Raw genomic sequence first — 18,280 nt, 5'->3', positions numbered from 1 at the left:
TTTACCGTTTCGTTACATCAAGATGTCCCTTGTTCGCCTTGATAATTCGATTTACCATCGTGCGGCGCTACAGCCTCGCCGGGCCGATCGGGCCCCGCCTGAGCCGGCCACTCCCCCCGCACCGCTCCCCCCGAGACGAAACGCAGGGCAGCCCATGACCAGACGTTTGATGACAGCCGTGCTGACCGCGGCGGCACTCGTCGCCTCCACGAGTCCCGTCGTGGCGGCGCCGGCGACCGAGACCTACCGGCCGCAGTTCCACTTCACCCCGGAACGGAACTGGATGAACGACCCGAACGGCCTCGTCTACCACAAGGGCGAGTACCACCTCTTCTACCAGCACAACCCCAACGGCAACTCGTGGGGCGACATGTCGTGGGGCCACGCGGTGAGCCGCGATCTCGTGCACTGGCAGGAACTCCCGGTCGCGATCAGCCACGACGACACCGAGATGGTGTTCTCCGGCAGCGCGGTCGTCGACCACGCCAACACCTCGGGCTTCGGCACCCCCGACGAGCCGGCGATGGTCGCCGTCTACACCAGTGCGCCCAAGACCGGCGGCAAGCAGGCGCAGTCGCTGGCCTACAGCACCGACCGCGGTCGCACGTGGACGAAGTACGCGGGCAACCCCGTGCTGGACATCGGTTCCGCCGAGTTCCGCGATCCGAAGGTGCAGTGGTACGCGCCCACGAAGAGCTGGCTGATGGCCGTCGCCCTGGCCACGGAGCGCAAGATCCGGTTCTACTCGTCCAAGGACCTCAAGTCGTGGACGGAGCTCAGCGACTTCGGCCCGGCGGGCGCGGTCGGCGGGGTGTGGGAGTGCCCGGACCTGTTCCCGCTCCAGGTCGACGGCGACCCCGGCAAGACCAAGTGGGTGCTGGTGGTCAGCATCAACCCCGGTGGCATCGCGGGCGGTTCGGCGGCCCAGTACTTCGTCGGCGACTTCGACGGCACCCGCTTTACGGCTGACGGCAACGGCAGCTACACCCCGCCCGCCGGCGTCGTCGTCGAGGACTTCGAGTCGGCCTACGGCAGCTGGACCACCACCGGCGCCGCCTTCGGTGACGCGCCGGCCACCGGCCCGCTGCCAGGGCAACTTCCCGTGGGCGGCATCGAGGGCACCGGCTACGCCAGCAGCTTCCACGGCGGCGACAGCTCGATCGGCACCCTCACCTCGCCGCCGTTCACCGTGGACAAGCGGTACCTCAACTTCAAGGTGGGCGGCGGCAGGCACCCGCACGACCCGGCGGCCGTGACCGGTGACGCGCCACCGCCGGCGGGCGAGGTCCTGGCCGACTTCGAGGGCGGAACCTACGGCACCTGGACCGCCACCGGCGAGGCGTTCGGCGCCACGCCGGCGACCGGCACGCTGCCCGGCCAGCTGCCGGTGTCGGGCTGGCAGGGCGACGGCCTGGTCAACACCTTCCTCCGGGGCGACGCCACGGTCGGCACCCTGACCTCGCCGGAGTTCACCCTCACCGCGCCGTACGTGAACTTCCTCATCGGCGGCGGCAACCACCCGTCGGACTCCGAAGCGCCCACCGCCGTGCGCCTGGTCGTGGACGGCGAAGTCGTGCGCAGCGCCACCGGCAAGGACTCCGAGGCGCTGAACTGGGCCTCGTGGGACGTGCGCGACCTGGCCGGCCGCAAGGCGCGCTTCGAGGTCGTGGACGAGCACACCGGCGGCTGGGGCCACATCCTCGTCGACCAGGTGATGCTCGCCGACGCGCCGGCCAAACCGCGCTCCACCGAGACCTCGGTCAACCTCGTCGTGGACGGCAAGGTCGTGCAGACGGCCACCGGGGCGGACAGCGAGACCCTGGACTGGGCCTCCTTCGACCTGCGTGAGCACCTCGGCAAGCAGGCACGGATCTCGGTGGTGGACATGAACACCGCGGGCTGGGGTCACGTGATGGTCGACCGCTTCACGCTCGCCGACGCACCCGCGAAGTCCACTGTGGAGCGAGCGGACTGGGTCGACCACGGCAAGGACTACTACGCGCCCGTGTCGTGGGCGAACGCCCCGGACGGCAGGCGGTACATGATCGGGTGGATGAACAACTGGCAGTACGCCGGCAACACCCCGACCTCGCCGTGGCGCAGTGCGCAGAGCGTGCCCAGGCAGGTGGGGCTGCGCACGATCGGCGGCGAGGTCAAGCTCGTCCAGGAACCAGTCCGCGCCCTCGACCGCCTCCACCGCGGGTCGCCGTTCTTCCTGCGGGACAGCACCATCCGCGAAGGCTCGCGGTCGCTGGGCAGGCACGCCGAAGGACAGGCCCTGGACGTCGAGGCGACCTTCTCCCTCCGTGACGCCGAGCGGTTCGGCCTCAAGGTGCTCAGCGGCCCGGGCCAGGAGACGGTGATCGGCTACGACACCACCACCGGAGAGCTGTACGTCGACCGCACCCGGTCCGGGCGCACCGACTTCAGCCCCGACTTCCCCGCCGTCCAACGCTCACCGCTGGCCGCGGTGAACGGGAAGGTGACGCTGCGCGCCCTCGTGGACTGGTCGTCGGTCGAAGTCTTCGGCGGCGCGGGCGAAGCCGTGATCACCAGCCAGGTCTTCCCCGACCCGACCAGCGACGGGGTGGAGGTCTTCGCCGAGGGCGGCAAGGCCCGGATCGACCGCCTGACCATCCGGGACATGGGCACCTACCGACGCTGACCACCGCGCGGCGACCTGTTCCAGCTCATTCCAGGCCGTGCGAACGAGTAGTCGCGGCGGGAACCGGTCCGGTTCCCGCCGCGTTCACGGTCACGCGTGCGGATCATCGACGTCACCCCCTCCGGGCTCTCCCGCCCTGTTTCCGCGAATCGCCGGGAACCGGATGCCGTCCGCGTCCGACCACTGAGCAGGTCCTCCCTTCGTCCCCACCAGAGGTGCTCCGTGTCCGCTCCCCCGATCGACGACGTGCGAACCGAGGAGACCCCCGGTCCGGTCCGGGTGTCCGTGGTTCCGCTGCTACGGCGGCTGCACTTCTACGCCGGGATTCTGGTGGCCCCGTTCCTGCTGGTGGCCGCGTTGACGGGTGTGCTCTACGCGCTCGCGCCACAGCTCGACGGCCTGCTCTACGACGACGTGCTGGAGGTGTCGTCGGCCTCTGGTGCGCCGCGCCCGTTGGCCGAGCAGGTCGCCGCCGCCCAGGCCGCCCTGCCCGACGGCACGCTCACCGCCGTGCTCACCGCCGACGAGCCCGACGCCACGACCCAGGTCGTGTTCTCCTCGCCCGGCTCGGCCGATGACGGCGACCGAACCGTCTACGTCAACCCTTACACCGCCCAGGTGCAGGGCCGACTGACCACCTCCTTCGGCTCCACGCCCGCCACCACCTGGTTGAGCGCCCTCCACCGGAACCTGCACCTGGGCGAACCCGGCCGGCTGTACTCGGAGCTGGCGGCGAGCTGGCTGTGGGTGCTGGCGATCGTGGGCGCGGCCCTGTGGCTGGTCCGACAGCGCACCGCCCGCCACCGGGTCCGCTCGGTCATCGCACCGGAGCGGGGCGCGAAGGGCGTGCGCGAGACCCGGTCCCGGCACGGCAGCATCGGGACGTGGGTGCTGATCGGCGCGCTGTTCCTCTCGGCCACCGGCCTGACCTGGTCCACCTACGCCGGCGACAACTTCAGCGCCGCCCTGACCGCGCTCGACGCCAAGGCCCCCGCCCTGGACACCGGCCTGGGCGGGGCCGAAGGCAGCACCGGCTCGGACGGGCACTCCGGACACGGCGACGTGTCGCAGGACGCCGAACCGGTGGACCCGGCGACGTTCGACCGGGTGCTCGTCGCCGCCCGCGACGCAGGCCTCGACGGTCCGCTGCAACTCGGCGTGGCGGCCGAACCGGGCACCGCGTGGACCGCCGCCCAGGTGGACAACACCTGGCCGATCCGACTCGACAAGGTCGCCGTGGACCCCGAGACCGCGACCGTGACCGCACGGGCCGACTTCGCCGACCGACCGCTGTTGGCCAAGCTGTCGTCACTGGGCATCCAGGCGCACATGGGCCGGTTGTTCGGCGTGGCCAACCAGGTCGCGCTGCTCCTGCTCGGCGCCGGGCTGATCACGCTGATCGTGCTCGGCTACCGCATGTGGTGGCAGCGCCGCCCGACCCGCGCCGACCGCCGCGCCCCGCTCGGCAGCGCGCCCAAGCGCGGGACCTGGCAGCACCTCCCCCTGTGGTTCGTCATCCCCGCACCGCTCGTGCTCATCGCCATCGGCTGGGCCATCCCCCTGCTCGGACTGAGCCTGCTCGCCTTCCTCGTGCTCGACGGGCTGATCGGCCTGGCCCGCAAGCGCGCCGGCGGACGGACTTCTCCCCAGAGCGGGTGACCGCCGGCTGGTCGTTCCACCACCCCGAGATCCCTCACCGGATCGCGGGCGGCGGGTCGCGCCCCGGGGCCTCGACGGCAGTCGGCCCGAGGGGTTCCTCGACCGGCGACCACCGCGCGAACCGCAGTCCCCCGCACGTCCACGACGCACCGACGCCGCGCGACGACACGACCACACCCGAAAGGGCTCGACCATGATCCTGACGCGCACGACGGCGACACCCGGCACGGGCCGCCGCCCGGGCTCGACCGGAAGGTGAGGACCGTGCTCGACCACAACGCCGTGGCCCCACCGGTCCACGAGCACATCACCGACGCCATCAAGACCCCGGCGCTCGTCCGGCTCACGCCCAACACCGTGCTGGTCCGCTTCGAGACCCTCAAGGTCTACGCCGCGCTCGGCGCGGTGCGGCACCTGGTCGACACCGGCGTGCTGCGCCCGGGGCAGACGGTCGTGGACAGCTCCAGCGGGATCTACGCCCTCGCCCTGGCGATGGCCTGCCACCGCTACGGCCTGCGCTGCCACATCGTCGCCTCCACCACCGTCACCGACACCATGCGAGCCCAACTGGAGATCCTCGGCGTCACCGTGGACCGGATGCCACCGTCGGACGACCTGCGACTGGACCAGAACCGGCGGGTGGCACGGATCCAGGAACTCCTGGCCCGGCAGCCCGACATGCACTGGATGCGCCAGTACCACGACCCCGTGCACCACCTCGGCTACGCCGAGCTGGCCGACTTGCTGCGCCGCGCGTTACCCGGCGAACCGCTGACCGTGGTGGGCAGCGTCGGCACCGGAGCCTCCACCGGCGGGCTCACCCGCGCGCTGCGCGAGCACGACCCCCTGACCCGGCTGGTGGGCGTGCAGCCCTTCGGCAGCGTCACCTTCGGCAGCGAGCGCTTCACCGACCCGGACGCCATCATCGCGGGCATCGGCAGCGCCATCCACTTCGACAACGTCCACCACGAGCTGTACGACCGCGTCCACTGGCTCGACTTCCAGCACGCCATGGCCGCCACCGTCGGCCTCCTGCGCGACCACGCCGTCTTCGCCGGCCTGTCCACCGGCGCCGCGCACCTCGTCGCCACGTGGGAAGTCGCCCGCGATCCACGGCGCACGCACGTGGTCATCGGCGCCGACACCGGCCACCGCTACGCCGAGCGCGTCTTCACGCGCCACCGCGAGGCCCTCGACACCGCGCTGCTGGCCCCCGCGGAGATCTCTTCGCTGGACCAGCTGACGCCGCCGTGGGCCGCGATCGACTGGGCACGACGCCCGTACGGACCGGCGGTCCCCACCCAGGAACGCCCTCACGAACGCAGGAAGGACCCCGTGCCGTGACCATCGTGCTGCTGGAAGCCCTCACCTTCGGTCTCGGCCGCCTCGCCGACGCGGCCCGCGCCGAGGGCCACGACCTCGTCCTGCTCACCGGAGACCGCTCGATCTACCGCCACGAGCTGTCCCGCCACGGCGACCGGGTCCGAGTGGTGGACATCGACACCACCGACGTCACCGCCTGCCACGAGGCGCTGCGCGACATCTCCGACCTGTCCGGGCTGATCAGCTGCACCGACACCTGGGCACTGCCCGGCGCGGACCTGGCCGCCCGCCTCGGCCTGCCCGGACCCGACCCCGACGCGGTGCGCGTGCTGCGGGACAAGGCCGCCGTCCGGGCCGTGCTGCACGGGCAGCGCCTGAGCCGCAGCGGCCCCCTCGACCCGACCACGACCGACGTCTTCCCCCTGGTGCTCAAGGACTCCGCCGGGACGTCGTCCCGCGCGGTGTGGCTGGCGCGCTCCCCCGCCCAACGCGACGCCGCGCTCCTGGAGGCCGCGGCCACACCGCTCAAGGGCCGCCTGATCGCCGAACCGTACTTCGAAGGCCCCGTCTACAGCGCCGAGACCATCACCTGGCAGGGCGAGACCCGGTTGCTGGGCCTGCTGAGCCGGGTGATGTCCCCCGAACCGCTGCGCCGCGAGGAAGCTTCCGGGTTCCCGGTCGCCTTCCCGGACACCGACCACGCCGAGCTGGCCGACTGGATCGGCCGGGTGCTGCACGCCGCGGGGCACGACCGCGGCTTCGCGCACACCGAGTTCGTGCTCACCGCCACCGGACCCGAGGTCGTCGAGATCAACGCCCGCATCGGCGGCGCCCTCGTCGGCGAGTCCCTGTGCCGAGCCCTGGGTGTCAACGCCTACGACGCGATGGTCCAGGTCTCCCTCGGCAAGCGGCCCGACCTGCTCGACCACGCGGGCAACGGCGGCACCGCGACCGGATTCGTGATCGTCTACCCGCGCGAAGCCGGCGTGCTCGACGGCTGGACCGGCCTCGATCGCCTGCCCGACCTGCCCGGCAACCCGGAGTGGTACCCCACCGCGAGCCCCGGTGACGTCGTGGAGCACCTGAGCGACCAGCGCTCCGCCACCGGCATCGTCCTCGCCGAGGGCCCCACCGCCGAACTCGCCCTGCACCGCGCCCAGGCCGCCGCCGGCGGCATCATCCCGGTGGTCCGGGTCGGCGAACGCGCCGACGCCGCGGTGTGACCGCGCCACCGGCAGCCGACCCGCCGAGCTCGCGGCACCCGAACGCCTCGGTGGGCAGGACGGCACCTGCACGGTGATCACGGCGATGCACGACGCCAGGCGGCAGGGTCGGGACCGTCCCCGCGTGCCCGCGGGTCAGGCGGCTCGTCGGTGGGCGGTGGGTCGGAGGTGGCGTCCCCGCCCGGGACGTCCGCCGGGCTGCGGCGCGACGTCGTCGCCGTCGGAGTCGTCGTGGTGACCGAGGTCGTCGTCGTGCTTGGCGGGGGTTCCCGGTGTCGGCTCCTCCCGGTGGGCGCGGGCCACGAGGTAGAGCAGGACCAGACCGGCCACCAAGGGCAGGTGGGAGACCACGCGGGTGGCGGTCGCGGTTCCCCCGATCAGGTCGCTGACCGAGAACGCGACCAGCACGGCGACGAACCCGGCGAGGGTGGGCAACAGCCCGGCGGCACGGTGGGCGTGCACCGCGGCGACCATCAAGCCGATGCCCAGTGCGAGGTTCCACGCGGCGCCCTCGTTGAACAGGTGCGTGGAGATCCCGTGTCCGGAGTGGCCGCCCGTGGCCCCGGCGAGCAACTGGGCCAGGCCGAGCCACAGCTGGACGATGGCGACCGCGGAGAGGGCCAGGCGCGGTGCCAGGGCGGTGTGGCGGGGTGGTGCGGCGGCCAGCACGGCGTCGACCAGGTCCGGGTCAGGTCCGACGGGCCGGACCCTGATCGCCCTGGTCAGCGCCTGTGCGCTCGCCTGCCACCGGGTGCAGGCGAGGCACTGTGCCAGATGCGCGTCCGTCTCGGCGGCGGGTACGGGCTCGGCTTCGCCGTCCAGGCGGGCCGAGAGCGCTTCACGGCAGGATTGGCAGTCCACACACCAATAGTCGCTCCATTCGGCTCACGAGTTCCCCGCGGAGCGTGGTTACGATTCGGAATCGTGACAGCACCCGACGACGAGGTCACTCGCTGGGCACTCACAGCGCGTTCCGGCGACCGCGACGCCCTGGAGCGGTTCGTCCGCGCGACCCAGCGCGACGTGTGGCGCTTCGTCGCCCACCTGACCGACGTGGGCCTGGCGGACGACCTCGCGCAGGAGACCTACGCCCGCGCCCTGCCCAGCCTGCGCCGCTTCGCCGGTCGCTCCTCGGCCCGCACGTGGCTGCTGGTCATCGCCCGCCGCGTCGTGGTCGACCACATCCGCATGGCGCAGTCACGACCCCGGCTCTCCTCGGGCGCGGACTGGACGCACGAGGCCGACCGCCAAGCGGCCGACACCGGCTTCGAGGACACGGTCGCGCTCAACATGCTGCTCGACGCGCTCGACCCGGAACGCCGTGAGGCCCTCGTGCTCACCCAGATCCTGGGCCTGCCCTACGCCGAGGCCGCCGACGTGGTCGGCTGCCCGGTGGGCACCATCCGCTCCCGCGTCGCCCGCGCCCGCGACGACCTGGTGCGCGCCGCCGGCGACGAGGCCACCGAAGCCGGGTGATTCCCGGAGCCCCGACCGGAACCAGGCCGGCCGGGTGAGCGATCTCCGATCGAGCCCGCGGTGCGGGTCGCGCTGGACAACACCGGGAGCGCCGGCATCGCGGTGCGCGACGCGATCGAACCGACCGACGCCGTCACACGCGCCGACCGCACCCTGACCACCCTCCGCGGCAACCCGGTCTGGCCGTTCGGCCACATCGCCCCCGCGATCCCGCCGGCCGGACTCGGCCTGCCCGCCCCTCCTCGCGCCTAATGGGGCCTTCGCGCTCGTGGTCGTCTCTCCGACCACCGGCGTGTCGGCTGAGTGCTCCCCGTCGGGTGCGCTGCTCAAGATCGACCTTGCCAGTTGCAAGTTGTCGGCAATTGCTACAGTCTGGCAATAACACGCGCTACGAAGTCCGACGGAGACCTGATGAGCCAGTACGTGCTGCCGGATCTGCCCTACGACTACGCGGCCCTGGAGCCCGCGATCACCGGCGAGATCCTCGAGCTGCACCACAGCAAGCACCACGCCGCCTACGTCAAGGGCGCGAACGACACTTTGGAGCGGCTGGCCGAAACCCGGGAGAAGGAGGACTTCACCGGTCTGGTCGGCCTGGAGAAGACCTTCGCGTTCAACCTCTCCGGGCACGTGCTGCACACGATGTTCTGGGACAACCTGAGCCCCGACGGCGGCGACCGCCCCGAGGGCGAGCTGGCGGCGGCGATCGACGAGCACTTCGGCTCGTTCGACGCGTTCGCCAAGCAGCTCTCGGCCGCGACCACGCTGGTGCAGGGGTCGGGGTGGGGTGTGCTGGCGTGGGAGCCCTTGTCGCAGCGACTGGTCGTGGAGCAGGTCTACGACCACCACGGCAACGTCGGCATGAACACCACCCCGGTCCTGGTGTTCGACGCCTGGGAGCACGCCTACTACCTGCAGTACCGCAACGTCCGCCCGGATTACGTCCAGAAGCTCTGGTCGCTGGTCAACTGGACCGACGTGACCCGCCGCTTCGACGCCGCCCGCACGGGCGACAACGGCCTCATCGCCCCGTCGAAGTAGGCCCTCCGAACCGGCAGTGGGTGCTCCGACAATCACCGCGCTGCCTCGGGACGTGCCCTCGTCTCCCGCCCGGAGGCGAGGGCACGTCCTGCCGAACCCGGTCGGGCTCGACGTCGCCGGCGCGGCGGGTGCCCGCGAGTCGGTCCAGCGACCGTCGCCAACACGAGCCTCGACAATGCCGACTCCACTGTGGACGGTGCTTACCTCCCCGTCCTGCTCGACTGCGGAGAAGGCAACGGCGTAGCTTCGGTTTCTCACCCGACGCAATCGGCGCCCCATGCCAGCCAGGCGTGGAGGCCGCCTCGCACACCTTTGTCCACAGTGGATTGATAAGTCGCCGATAGAGGCCAACTGTGGAAAATTCCTGCCATCGAAGGAATTTCACGTTGCTTCGGCAACCACGGTTCGACATCTGTTGCGGAGTGGTTCACCAACGGCCCGGATCGAAGTTCACGTCCGCGCGCTTCCCTGTCCCGACACGTCGAGCCGATCAACGCCGGTCGCGCCACCGGAGCGCGGCCCACCTCGCTCGACGGGAGGGAGCAGTCGTGGAACGTCGTACCTTCCTGCGCGCCGCCGTCGCCGGCGGCGGTTCGATGGCCTTCGGCTTCACGCTCTGGAGCGAGGCCGTGGCCTACCCGGCGAAGACCGGACCCAGCCCCTACGGCAGCCTCCAGACCGCCGACGCCAACGGCATCCAGTTGCCGTCCGGCTTCACCAGCCGGGTGATCGCCCGCTCCACCCAGACCGTGCCGGGCACGAACTTCACCTGGCACAGCGCCCCCGACGGCGGCGCGTGCTTCGCCGACGGCACCGGCTGGATCTACGTGTCCAACGCGGAGATGGGCAGCGGCGCGGGCGGCGCGAGCGCGATCCGGTTCAACTCCAGCGGCGGCGTCACCGGCGCGTACAGCGTCCTGAGCGGCACCAACCGCAACTGCGCCGGCGGCGACACCCCCTGGAACACCTGGTTGTCCTGCGAGGAGGTCGACCTCGGCTACGTCTACGAGACCGACCCGTTCGGCGCCAGGTCAGCCGTCCGCCGCGCCGCGATGGGCCGGTTCAAGCACGAGGCCGCCGCCTGCGATCCCGACCGCAAGGTCGTCTACCTGACCGAGGACGAGACCGACGGCTGCTTCTACCGCTTCGTGCCCACCACCTGGGGCGACCTCTCGTCCGGCACGCTGCAGGTGCTCAAGGAGGTCGGCGGCGTGCTCTCCTGGGCGAACGTCCCAGACCCCGACGGCAGCCCGACCCGCACCCGCAGGCAGGTCTCCGGCGCGAAGGTGTTCAACGGCGGCGAGGGCGCCTACTACCGCAACGGGACGTGCTTCTTCACCACCAAGGGCGACAACCGCGTCTGGGCCTACAACGCGGTGAACAACACCATCGCCATCGCCTACGACGACAACCTCACCGCCAACCCGCCGCTGACCGGCGTGGACAACCTCACCGGCGCAGCCGTCGGCGACCTGTACGTCGCCGAGGACGGCGGCAACATGGAGATCTGCGTCATCACGCCCGACGACGTCGTCGCACCGTTCCTTCGCGTCACCAACCAGAGCTCCTCCGAGCTCTGCGGCGTCGCCTTCAACCCCGCGGGCAACCGCCTGTACTTCTCCTCGCAGCGCGGCACCAGCGGTTCCAGCAGCGGCGGCATCACCTACGAGGTCACCGGGCCGTTCCGCACTTCCCTGTGACCACCGGGCGGTGACGGGTCGCCGGTCGGCTGGCGATCCCGGCGGCCACGTCACCCCCCGCCGTCGACGACGCCGCTCGGCACGATGCGCTCCCAGCCGAAGCCGGTGCGGCGCAGCAGTAGCACCAGCAGCGCGAAGGACTCCATCATCATCAGGTCGAGTCACTTCTCCGAAGGAGTCCGCGTGGTGCACGACGTCGCATCGGCCGACAAGCGGTCGGTGCTCCGGAGCTGGTCCTTCCTCCGGCTCTGGACCGGCGCCACCGCCTCCGGCCTCGCCACCTGGGCGCTGCCGTTCATCCTCGGCCTCGCGGCGCTGGAGCGGTCGATCACCGCCGTCGAGCTGGGCGTCGTGCTGGCCGCCCGCACGGCCGGGTTCCTCGTCGCCGTGCCCGTGGCCGGGGTGCTGGCCGACCGGCACTCCCGGCGCCGGGTCGTGTTGTGGGCGGGCCTGGTTTCCGCGGTCGCCTCCCCCGTGATCGCGTTGGGCCTGGGGCGTTCGGTCCTGCTCATGGCGGCGGCCGCCGCGGTCGTGGGCGCCGGGCAGGGCGCCTGCCGCCCCGCGTTCCAGGCGCTGACCGCGGAGGTCGTCGCCGACGAGCAGCGGCAGCCGGCCAACGCCGCGCTCACCATCTCCGTGCGGGTCACCACGCTGGTCGCCCCCGGTCTCACCGCGCTGCTGGCCGTGGCGGTCGACACCCCCGCCCTGGTGGTCGCCACCGGCGTGCTGTGGCTGGCCGCCGCACTCGTCCCACCGTCCGGGGCTCGCCAGGCCCCGACGGGGCCGACCGCCGGGACCCGCTTCTCGGCCGACTTCCTCGACGGCATCCGCGAGGCCCGCAGGCACCCGTGGTTCCTGGCCGGCCTGGGCGCGCTCACCGCCGTCATCGCCACCGGTTACTCCGCCACCGGCGTGGTGCTGCCCCTGGTCAGCCGGGACCGCTACGGCACGGAGGCCGTGCTCGCCGCCGCCCTGACCGCCTACACCGTCGGCGCGCTGGTGGGCGCACTCGTCGTGGCCCGGTGGAAGCCCCGAGCCCAGGGCTGGGCGGCGCTCGCCGGCTTGGCCTGCTACGGCTTCGCCCCGCTGAGCCTGCTGCTGCCCGTCCCCGCCGCGGTGATCGTGGCCGCCTACGTCGTGGCCGGTCTGGGCATCGAACTGTTCAACGTGCCGTGGTTCACGGCCACCCAGAGGGAGGTCGACCCCCGCGCGCTGGCCCGTGTGTCCTCCTTGGACTTCCTGTTGTCCTACGGCCTCGCCCCGGTCGGCCTGGCGCTGATCGCACCGGCCATCGACCACTTCGGACCGGGGCCGGTGCTGGCCGCCTGCGCCGCCGTCTGCTTCGCCGCCCCTGCCCTCGCCGCGCTCGTGCCGTCCGCACGCGGGTTCCGAGTGGTCCGGTGACCGACCGCGTCCGCGCTCGATCGGGTCGCACAACCATCAGCACTCGGCGACAGCTGACCCACAGCGAGTGAAGATCGCGTGCTGCACCGACTCCGAAGTTGCTCCATCTGAGTGAGATGGTGCTCCAATGTGGTCACGCCTGCCGAGCTGGGTAGCCGAAACGTGACGGCCCGACCGCGCCCTCCAGCGCGACGGCACAGGAGCAGCTGGAGCATTCCGACGAGGAAGGACCGAACAGGACATGGCGACATCAACGTTGGCAGCAGTCGACTTCGGGCAAGGCGTGTCCGACGCCTGGCGCGCGGTGATCACCTTCGTGCCCAAGCTCGTGGGTTTCCTGTTGATCCTGCTGATCGGCTTCTTCGTCGCCAAGTTCCTGGCCAAGGTCGTGGACAAGGTCCTCGAACGCGTCGGTTTCGACCGCGTCGTGGAACGCGGCGGCGTCAAGCGCGCGCTGGAGCACTCGAAGTACGACGCCTCCGACGTCATCGCCAAGCTCGTCTACTACGCCGTGCTGCTGATCACGCTGCAGCTCGCGTTCGGCGTGTGGGGCCCCAACCCGGTTTCCGCGCTGCTGACCGACATCGTCGCCTGGCTGCCCCGCGCCGCCGTGGCGATCATCATCGTCGTGGTCGCGGCGGCCATCGCCAAGGCCGTCAAGGAGATCATCGGCAACGCGCTCGGCGGCCTGTCCTACGGCCGCGTCGTGGCCACCATCGCCTCGATCTTCATCATCGGCCTGGGCGTCATCGCCGCGCTGAACCAGATCGGCGTCGCCACCGCGGTCACCACCCCGGTCCTGATCACCGTCCTGGCCACGATCGGCGGCATCGCCGTGATCGGTGTCGGCGGTGGCCTGGTCCGGCCCATGCGGCAGCGCTGGGAGCGGTGGCTGAACAGGGCCGAGCAGGAGATCCCCCAGGCTCGCGCCCGCGCCGCGGCCTACCAGCGTGGCCGTGACGACGCCGCGCGCGCCGCGAACGCCCCCACCCGGCAGGTGCCGGTCGACGGCCCGACCCAGCACCTGCCGGCCTCCGGCCGCATGACGGGCCCACTGCCGACGACCGGGGCTCCGGGCCGCACCCTCTGAGACCACCCATGCGCCGCACGGGTAACGCAAGAAGACCGACTGCACTCGACCCGCACTCAAACCGTCCGCACTCGTGGACGGCGCGGGGGAAGGAAAGACGGACCACGACATGACTTCGATCATGGAGCGCATCACCCACTGGAACGGCCGCGAGGTCCGCGACCAGCACGGAGACAAGATCGGCACCGTGGAACAGGTGTGGACCACTGACGACACCCGGCCCGACTGGCTCTCGGTGAACACCGGCCTGTTCGGCCTGCGTCAGTCGTTCCTGCCGGTGCAGGGCCTCACCGAAGGCCCCGGCGGCGACCTGCGCACCCCGTACACCAAGGAGCAGGTCAAGGACGCGCCCAACGTCGATCCCGACGGTGGTCTCGACGCCACCGAGGTGCAGCGCCTCTACCGCCATTACGGCAACCTCGGCAGCGCGCACGGCACGACCACCCGCGACCGCACCGATCACCGCGCCGACGACGCGATGACGCGCTCCGAGGAGCACCTGCGGGTCGGCACGCAGGACCGCGAGGCCGGACGGGCGCGGCTTCGCAAGTACGTGGTCACCGACACCGAGCAGGTCGACGTGCCGGTGCGGCGCGAAGAGCTGCGCGTCGAACGGGAGCCGATCACCGAGACCAACCGCCGTGAGGCGATGACCGGCCCGGCGATCTCCGAGGCCGAACACGAGGTGACCCTGCACGAGGAGCGCCCGGTGGTGGACCGCGAAGCGGTGCCGGTGGAGCGGGTGCGACTGGCCAAGGAACAGGTCACCGACACCGAGACCGTCTCCGGCCAGGTCCGCAAGGAGCACATCGACACCGAAGGCGCCACCGACCGGAACCACCGCCGCTAGGAAGCGAGGATTCCCCCGGATCGGCCGGAGCCCTGGACCTCCGCTTGATCAGCCCAGGGCTCCGGCCGGCCCACCGCACCACCGCACCACCGCACCACCGCACCACCGCACCACCGCGACGGAGTCTTCCGCCACCCCGGGACCAGACCCTTCGCGCACTCCCCGTGAAACGATGCGCAACCGTGCGACGGAATCCATCGGCGTGCCGCGCATGCTGAACAACAGTTCACTGGATGTCCAGACTGGATTTGCCGACCGTTCACACTTACGGTCGATCCCGGCGGTCGTTCCACGACATGCCGATCGCGGAGATCACCGGCTCACCCGGTTCGCTCCGCACCGTGGTTGGAGGGCTCTGATGGTGGACAAGCTCGAGGGACACCAGGTGCGTGACCCCCGCCGGCTGCACGCCCCGATCGAGGTCCAGCTGGACCAGGCCGCCGAGGAAGTGACCCGCAGGTTGGCGGGCCGGATCGGCTACCAGGTCGCCCGCGAGGCCGTCACCGACGCCTACCAGCGGCTCGCCGGACAAGCCAAGATCCACAACTTCCTGCCGATCCTCGCCGCCCGGTCGGCGCACCGACGACTGCAGGCCGCACCCTGAGCACCGCACCCTCCACACCCGAGCCACCCGCGCGCGAACCGGTCACCCGACCGTCAGCGCCCGGGGCGATCAACCAGGCGGCACGGCCGAACCCGAACGGCGTGCCGCGCTCGGTCGGCGAGCTGGCCGCGTCGTCGCCGGAGTGGAGGGTGACGTGGACACGTCACGGGCAGTGGGTCACCGCCGAACGCGTCGTGATCGCCGGCGGCCGCCGGTGGACCATCGGCTTGACCCCGACCACGGCGGGCATGACCGCACTGGTGCTGTGGTCGGACGACGAGGTGGCCGAGCACGCCAGGGGCACCGAGGCGCAGATGTGCGCCCTGGCGCACCGGCGGGCGGAAACGACCGCGCACGGCCACAGTCCCTAGCCGACGCTCCGCCAACCGGAGGTTCCCGGCGAGCGCCGACGTCCCGCTCGGTCGGGGTCGTTCAGGCGGTGGGGAGGGTGAACCAGACGGTGAGGCCGCCGTCGATGCCGTCGGTCAATCCGATCGTGCCGCCGTGGGCGGTGACGATGCGTCGGCAGGTGGCCAGTCCGATGCCCGCGCCGCCTTCGACTGTGCCGTGCTGGTGCACCTGGCTCAGCAGCGCGAACGCCTCCTCGCGGCGCGCGGGCGGGATGCCCCTGCCGTTGTCGGCGATCTCGACGCGCACGACCTCCCCGCAGGGCTCCGCCCGGATGCGCACGGTGAGCCGCCGGTCGGGACGTGCGAAGCGGATGGCGTTGACGACGATGTTCTGCAGCAGCGCCCGCAGGTGCGTCTCGTCGCCGCGGACCTTCGGCAGCGGTTCGAGGCGCAGGTCCACCGCCTCGGTTCCCGTGCCGGTGGCGCGGTCGGCGATGAGGTCGGCGAGGAGCTCGCCCAGGTCCACGGACCGCCACTTCAGCTGCCCGCCGAGCTTCGCGTAGTCCAGCAGTTCGTCGACCAGGGCGTGCATGCGGTTCGCGGCGGCCCGACCGCGCTCGACCAGTCGTCGGCGGTCGGGGCGCCCAGGACGGCGGGGTGGTCGGAGAGCAGCTCGAGGAAGCCGACGATGCCGGCGAGCGGGTTGCGCAGGTCGTGGCTGACCCGCCCGGCGAAGTCGGCGAGTTCGCTGTTGGAGCGCAGCAGTTCGGCGCGAGCCGCGGTCAGCTCCTCGACGGTGCGGGCCAGCGTCCGGCTGGACCGCCGCAGTTCCAGCACGTCGACGGCTTGGTGTGCCAGCAGGTCGAGGCTGTGCCGCTGTCGCCGGTCCAGGCGGCGGGGCACGTCGTCGAACACGCACAGGGTGCCGAGGACGGCCCCGGAGGGAGCCCGCAGCCGGCTCGCGGCGTAGAACCGGACCGACGCGATGCGGCCGGTGACGAAGGGGTTGGCGGCGAAGCGGGGGTCCTCGCGGGCGTCGCGCACCTCGACCGGCTCCGAGGTAACGATCGAGACGGCGCACATCGAGTCCTCCCGCGAGCAGACCGAGGGGGAGATCCCGACCGCCGCCACCTGGTGCTGGAAGTGCTCGCTGATCAGGTTGACCGCGCCGTGGGGCACGCCGCAGACCTGCGCGGCCAGTTCCGCGAGGGCTTCCAGGTCGGGTTGGCGCCCCAGGTTCTCGATGCCGTACTCGGCGAGCACCGAGTCGCGGTCGCGCTGGTCAACGGGCATCGGGCTCCGCCTTTCCCGGGTGTGCCACCGGTCCGGAGCCGGGCACGGGACCGCCTGCGGGCTCGGCGCCGGTGAACCCCACCCGCGTCATCCGGCCCCACTCGGCCTTCCCACCCCGCACGGCGTCCGCCAGGCCGCGCAGCCGCCACACCGCCGTCAGCTGCCGGTAGCCGACGTTCTCGACGACCGCGACCACGAGGGCGACCGCCAGGTCCCGCCAGCCGCGGTACCGGTGGAACGAGTACTCCTCCACGACGAGCGCGACGAGGGAGAGCGCGATGCCGTAGCCGAGCGCCACCAGGAAGAACAGCACGGCGAAGGTCCAGTCGACGGCTCCGAGCAGCAGACCCGCGGCGAGGGCGACGAGCCCGAACAGCTCGACGACCGGCGCCAGCAGCTCGAACAGCGCGTAGAACGGCAGCGCCAGCGTGCCGACCGCGCCGTAGGCCGGGTTCCCGATCATCCTCCGGTGCTTCCAGAGGACCTCGGCGAGGCCTCGGGACCACCGGCGCCGTTGACGGCCGAGCACCCGCAGCGACTCCGGCACCTCCGTCCAGGCCACCGGCTCGGGCACGAACACCACCCTGGCGCGCCGGCGGTCGGCCCGCAGCCGGCGGTGCAGGCGGACGACGAGCTCGGCGTCCTCCCCGATCGTGTCCACGTCCAGTCCGCCGACCTCCACGAGGACGTCGCGCCGGAACAGGCCGAAGGCGCCGGAGACGACGACGAGCGCGTTGAGGGCCGACCAGCCGGAGCGGCCCAGCAGGAACGCCCGCAGGTACTCCACGACCTGGGTGCGGGCCAGCCAGGTCCGGGGCATGCGCAGCTCGGTCACGCGGCCGGCGGTGACGGTGCTGTCGTTGACCGCCCGCACGACGCCGCCGGTGGCGACCACGTGCTCGGGGTCGTCGCCGAAGGGCCTGGCCACCGCGAGCAGGGCGTCCGGGTCGAGCAGCGAGTCCGCGTCGACCATGCAGACCAGCGGTTGGACGGCGACGTTGATGCCGGTGTTGTTCGCCGACGCCTTGCCGCCGTTCTCCTTGCGGACCACGACCAACGGCACCGCTCCGGGCGGGGCGTGCACCGAGGTGATGGCGCCACGGGTGGGGACGTCGTCCGGCACCACCCGCGGGACCTCCACGAGGCCGAAGTGGGCCCGCAGCACCTCGAAGGTGCCGTCGGTGGAGCCGTCGTCGACGACCACGACCTCGAAGAGGGGGTGCCGCAGGGCCAGCATGGCGCTGACGCTCTCGACGATCGTCGCCTCCTCGTTGTGCGCCGGCATCACCACCGACACCCCGAGGGTCAGCGGGTTGGTGTACGCCTCGTCGAAACCCGCGTAGGGACGGCGGCGGAGGTGACGCCGGAACTCGCGCACCGCGAGGAGGATCAGGCCGAGGTAACTCGTGTTGAGCAGCAGGAAGTAGGCCAGCACGAACCAGTTGGCCAGGACGATGACAGTGCTGACGACGTCCAACGCGGTCACGGCGGCACCGCGGCGAGCGGGTTCCCGGCGCTTGCCGCCACCAGGGCTTCCCGGGCGTGGGGCGCGGCCGGGCCCGACCGGTTGGCCAGCCTCGCCAGCGCGGCGACGCCGTCGGG

17 protein-coding genes are annotated in these 18,280 nt (G+C 71.8%); 13 read left to right on the top strand and 4 right to left on the bottom strand.

Annotated elements, in window-relative coordinates:
• The first annotated feature begins 169 nt into the window (after nucleotides 1–169).
• The 4 genes from ACFQ3T_RS16110 to ACFQ3T_RS16095 all read left to right on the top strand — a co-directional run bounded on the left by ACFQ3T_RS16110 (nucleotide 170) and on the right by ACFQ3T_RS16095 (nucleotide 6,870).
• A complete protein-coding gene (locus ACFQ3T_RS16110) occupies nucleotides 170–2,665 on the top strand; it encodes a GH32 C-terminal domain-containing protein (protein WP_380724076.1) in 2,496 nt (831 codons plus the stop codon).
• 222 nt (nucleotides 2,666–2,887) lie between these two features.
• The gene (locus ACFQ3T_RS16105) at nucleotides 2,888–4,324 is read left to right on the top strand and encodes a PepSY-associated TM helix domain-containing protein (RefSeq protein WP_380724075.1); all 1,437 of its coding nucleotides are present in this window, start codon (nucleotides 2,888–2,890) and stop codon (nucleotides 4,322–4,324) included.
• A 264-nt stretch (nucleotides 4,325–4,588) separates the two neighbouring features.
• Nucleotides 4,589–5,668, top strand: a complete 1,080-nt coding sequence (locus ACFQ3T_RS16100) for a pyridoxal-phosphate dependent enzyme (RefSeq protein ID WP_380724074.1) — start codon at nucleotides 4,589–4,591, stop codon at nucleotides 5,666–5,668.
• Nucleotides 5,665–6,870, top strand: coding sequence for an ATP-grasp domain-containing protein (locus ACFQ3T_RS16095; protein ID WP_380724073.1), 1,206 nt, complete (start codon nucleotides 5,665–5,667; stop codon nucleotides 6,868–6,870). Before ACFQ3T_RS16100 ends, ACFQ3T_RS16095 begins: the two co-directional genes overlap by 4 nt.
• A gap of 135 nt (nucleotides 6,871–7,005) precedes the next feature.
• Here ACFQ3T_RS16095 and ACFQ3T_RS16090 read toward each other — a convergent pair whose 3' ends face one another.
• Nucleotides 7,006–7,731 carry a zf-HC2 domain-containing protein gene (locus tag ACFQ3T_RS16090; protein ID WP_380724072.1) on the bottom strand — a complete coding sequence of 242 codons (726 nt, stop codon included), beginning with the start codon at nucleotides 7,729–7,731 and terminating at the stop codon, nucleotides 7,006–7,008.
• Nucleotides 7,732–7,794: 63 nt separating this feature from the next.
• Between ACFQ3T_RS16090 and sigC the strand changes: the two genes are divergently transcribed.
• From sigC to ACFQ3T_RS16045, 9 genes are all read left to right on the top strand, one after another.
• Entirely contained in the window at nucleotides 7,795–8,346 is a 552-nt protein-coding gene (sigC, locus tag ACFQ3T_RS16085; RefSeq protein ID WP_380724071.1) for an RNA polymerase sigma factor SigC, read from the top strand.
• Between the two features lie 60 nt (nucleotides 8,347–8,406).
• Complete coding sequence (locus ACFQ3T_RS16080; protein WP_380724070.1) at nucleotides 8,407–8,598, top strand: hypothetical protein; 192 nt, start codon at nucleotides 8,407–8,409, stop codon at nucleotides 8,596–8,598.
• Nucleotides 8,599–8,757: 159 nt separating this feature from the next.
• Nucleotides 8,758–9,387: a superoxide dismutase gene (locus ACFQ3T_RS16075; RefSeq protein WP_380724069.1), complete on the top strand. Its 630-nt coding sequence runs from the start codon at nucleotides 8,758–8,760 to the stop codon at nucleotides 9,385–9,387.
• Between the two features lie 548 nt (nucleotides 9,388–9,935).
• The gene (locus ACFQ3T_RS16070; protein WP_380724068.1) at nucleotides 9,936–11,087 is read left to right on the top strand and encodes an alkaline phosphatase PhoX; all 1,152 of its coding nucleotides are present in this window, start codon (nucleotides 9,936–9,938) and stop codon (nucleotides 11,085–11,087) included.
• A gap of 219 nt (nucleotides 11,088–11,306) precedes the next feature.
• Nucleotides 11,307–12,491 carry an MFS transporter gene (locus ACFQ3T_RS16065; protein ID WP_380724084.1) on the top strand — a complete coding sequence of 395 codons (1,185 nt, stop codon included), beginning with the start codon at nucleotides 11,307–11,309 and terminating at the stop codon, nucleotides 12,489–12,491.
• Between the two features lie 241 nt (nucleotides 12,492–12,732).
• Nucleotides 12,733–13,581 carry a mechanosensitive ion channel family protein gene (locus tag ACFQ3T_RS16060; RefSeq protein WP_380724067.1) on the top strand — a complete coding sequence of 283 codons (849 nt, stop codon included), beginning with the start codon at nucleotides 12,733–12,735 and terminating at the stop codon, nucleotides 13,579–13,581.
• A gap of 109 nt (nucleotides 13,582–13,690) precedes the next feature.
• Nucleotides 13,691–14,431 (top strand): YsnF/AvaK domain-containing protein, encoded by a 741-nt coding sequence (locus ACFQ3T_RS16055; RefSeq protein ID WP_380724066.1) that lies wholly within the window; start codon nucleotides 13,691–13,693, stop codon nucleotides 14,429–14,431.
• Between the two features lie 358 nt (nucleotides 14,432–14,789).
• Complete coding sequence (locus tag ACFQ3T_RS16050) at nucleotides 14,790–15,035, top strand: three-helix bundle dimerization domain-containing protein (protein ID WP_380724065.1); 246 nt, start codon at nucleotides 14,790–14,792, stop codon at nucleotides 15,033–15,035.
• Nucleotides 15,036–15,136: 101 nt separating this feature from the next.
• Nucleotides 15,137–15,406 (top strand): hypothetical protein, encoded by a 270-nt coding sequence (locus tag ACFQ3T_RS16045; RefSeq protein WP_380724064.1) that lies wholly within the window; start codon nucleotides 15,137–15,139, stop codon nucleotides 15,404–15,406.
• A gap of 61 nt (nucleotides 15,407–15,467) precedes the next feature.
• On the opposite strand, the gene ACFQ3T_RS16040 is transcribed toward ACFQ3T_RS16045, so the two are convergent.
• From ACFQ3T_RS16040 to ACFQ3T_RS16030, 3 genes are read right to left on the bottom strand one after another with little or no spacing between them, the layout of a single operon-like run.
• Complete coding sequence (locus ACFQ3T_RS16040; RefSeq protein WP_380724063.1) at nucleotides 15,468–15,977, bottom strand: sensor histidine kinase; 510 nt, start codon at nucleotides 15,975–15,977, stop codon at nucleotides 15,468–15,470.
• On the bottom strand, nucleotides 15,923–16,678 hold the full coding sequence (locus tag ACFQ3T_RS16035; protein WP_380724062.1) for a histidine kinase dimerization/phospho-acceptor domain-containing protein: 756 nt from the start codon (nucleotides 16,676–16,678) through the stop codon (nucleotides 15,923–15,925). Before ACFQ3T_RS16035 ends, ACFQ3T_RS16040 begins: the two co-directional genes overlap by 55 nt.
• Complete coding sequence (locus tag ACFQ3T_RS16030) at nucleotides 16,668–18,164, bottom strand: glycosyltransferase family 2 protein (protein ID WP_380724061.1); 1,497 nt, start codon at nucleotides 18,162–18,164, stop codon at nucleotides 16,668–16,670. The genes ACFQ3T_RS16035 and ACFQ3T_RS16030 overlap by 11 nt, the downstream gene beginning before the upstream one ends.
• Nucleotides 18,165–18,280 lie beyond the last annotated feature (116 nt).

The sequence above is a fragment of the Saccharothrix hoggarensis genome, from assembly GCF_042678885.1.
Classification (GTDB): Bacteria; Actinomycetota; Actinomycetes; order Mycobacteriales; family Pseudonocardiaceae; genus Actinosynnema; species Actinosynnema hoggarensis.
Note: the sequence above shows the minus strand (reverse complement) of the source record. Positions and strands in the feature narration are given on the sequence as shown.

What these genes read in the sequence shown, in the direction of transcription:
- ACFQ3T_RS16050 (WP_380724065.1), top strand. Translation starts at nt 14,790, where the DNA reads ATGGTGGACAAGCTCGAGGGACACCAGGTGCGTGACCCCCGCCGGCTG.
- ACFQ3T_RS16110 (WP_380724076.1), top strand. Translation starts at nt 170, where the DNA reads ATGACAGCCGTGCTGACCGCGGCGGCACTCGTCGCCTCCACGAGTCCC.
- ACFQ3T_RS16055 (WP_380724066.1), top strand. Translation starts at nt 13,691, where the DNA reads ATGACTTCGATCATGGAGCGCATCACCCACTGGAACGGCCGCGAGGTC.
- ACFQ3T_RS16040 (WP_380724063.1), bottom strand. Translation starts at nt 15,977, where the DNA reads ATGCACGCCCTGGTCGACGAACTGCTGGACTACGCGAAGCTCGGCGGG.
- ACFQ3T_RS16035 (WP_380724062.1), bottom strand. Translation starts at nt 16,678, where the DNA reads ATGCCCGTTGACCAGCGCGACCGCGACTCGGTGCTCGCCGAGTACGGC.
- ACFQ3T_RS16060 (WP_380724067.1), top strand. Translation starts at nt 12,733, where the DNA reads ATGGCGACATCAACGTTGGCAGCAGTCGACTTCGGGCAAGGCGTGTCC.
- ACFQ3T_RS16075 (WP_380724069.1), top strand. Translation starts at nt 8,758, where the DNA reads ATGAGCCAGTACGTGCTGCCGGATCTGCCCTACGACTACGCGGCCCTG.